Annotated in this window: 1 protein-coding gene; it reads left to right on the top strand. The window is 58.2% G+C overall.

Features of this window, described 5'->3' with window-relative positions:
* On the top strand, positions 1 to 1917 hold a 1917-nt coding region (locus FIL88_RS16560; protein WP_142854994.1), incomplete at both ends, for an RHS repeat domain-containing protein.

Raw genomic sequence — 1917 nt, 5'->3', positions numbered from 1 at the left:
TGCCGCGAGGTACGGCGGGATCTGCCTAACGGGTCTTATGTGGTCACCAGCTATCATAATCTGGGCAACCCCAAGTCACAACATGTGCGCAAGGTCTCGCCATCGGGATCAACGATTGCTGGATCGGATATCACCGAGACGCGCGAATACTTCAACGCGTTTGGAGAGATCCACAAAGTGATGCAAAGCGGTGCTACATCGGCCCCCAAGGATCAGATTGTTGTCCAGCGCGGCCATAATATGCGCGGCCAGCTGAACCATGAGACCGCGCCCTATATTATGGGAACGCCTGTAGCGCAGCACCTCAGAACCCTTTATGGTTACGACCCGTTGGGCCGCCTGATCCGCAAGACCAACCCGGATGGCACATATTCGACCGTGGCTTATGCTAATGAGCGGTTTACGGACAATCGCGGCATGACAGCCGGCTGGCCGACGACGGTGACGCGAAACGAGCATTGCTTTGATGATGATGACGCGACCCTGTGCGGCTTGGTGCGCAACTCGGTGGATGCGGCGGGGAACGTGATCCGCATGGCGCAGAATGATCTGCAAGGCACTGATGTTGCGGCGGGGACCGGCACGGGCCGTCTTACATATTATACCTATGACAATGCTGGTCGCCTGACAGGTGTTGTGGATCCGATTGGCGCGACATGGGCCTATAGCTATGACAGCTTTGGCAACCGCATTCAGGCCAATGATCCGGGGCTGGGCCTGTGGACCATGGAATATGACGCGAATGGCAATTTGACCCGTCAGGTGGACGCCAAGTCGCAAGAAATCAGCTTTGCCTATGATGCGCTGAACCGTGTGAGCCGCAAAACCGTGGGCACAGGTGCAGACCGCGTCGAGACGCACTTCACCTATGACGAACCCCGGACCGGCGCGTTCAATGTCGGGCAATTGACCACACAGCGGGTCTGGAACCCGACCGATGGCGATGTGCATACAATCACCCGTGATTATGCCAAGAACGGGCAGCTTGGCTATCAGACCGACACGGTTGATGGCCGTACGTTCGAGCAATCCTTCACCTATCGCGTAACCGGAGCACTACGCACGCAGACGCTGCCCTATCTTCCGGGATCTGAGACCACCAAAACCCTACCCGACTATGAATATGATGCTGCTGGACGGATGACATCCTTTGGGCCTTACATCACCAATGTCAGCTATGATCTGCGCAGTAACCCGACCAATGTCACCTATGGCAATGGCGTGCAGACCACCTCTCAGTACAACGCAGACCGCGGCTGGTTGAACCGGGTCGACGTGGCGCATCCGACCCACGGCATCATCGACTTCACGGCTTATACGCGCAGCGCAACGGGTCGCGTGACCGCACAGGATGCCAAGCGCGACGAAGGCGACATGGCTTACACCTATGACTATGCGGGGCGTCTTCTGGCGGCGGTAAACCAGTCAGGCGTGGCCGATTACGACCAAAGCTTTGCCTATGACATGGCGGGTAGCATGCGCACCAACAGCCGCGTGGGGGATTACAGCTATGCCCCGGGCAAACACGCCCCGGATCTGATCGTGACCCCGACCGGATCGACATCGCTGACCTATGACGCAAACGGCAACATGACACAGGGCCTGGGCGGCAAGTCCATGACCTATGACAATGAAAACCGCCCGCTCTCGGTCGTGCATAACGGCACCGATACGCGCTATGTCTATGGCGCGGATGGCACCCGCCTGAAGAAGATCGAGGGCGTTGTTGGCAGCGAAAACACCACGCTTTATCTGGGCGCGGTCGAGATCCGCAACTTCGGCCAGGGCACCGCGGAAGAGGTCCTGCTCTACCCGCATGCCGATGTGCGCCTGAGCCATAAGATCGACAATGGCGTGCTGGAAGAAAAGGCCAGCTACCTGCACCGCGATCAGCTGCAAAGCGTGAAGGCGATCACG

This window comes from Aliiroseovarius halocynthiae (assembly GCF_007004645.1).
In the GTDB taxonomy this organism is placed as follows: Bacteria; Pseudomonadota; Alphaproteobacteria; order Rhodobacterales; family Rhodobacteraceae; genus Aliiroseovarius; species Aliiroseovarius halocynthiae.
This window is presented reverse-complemented; position numbering and strand designations above follow the sequence as displayed.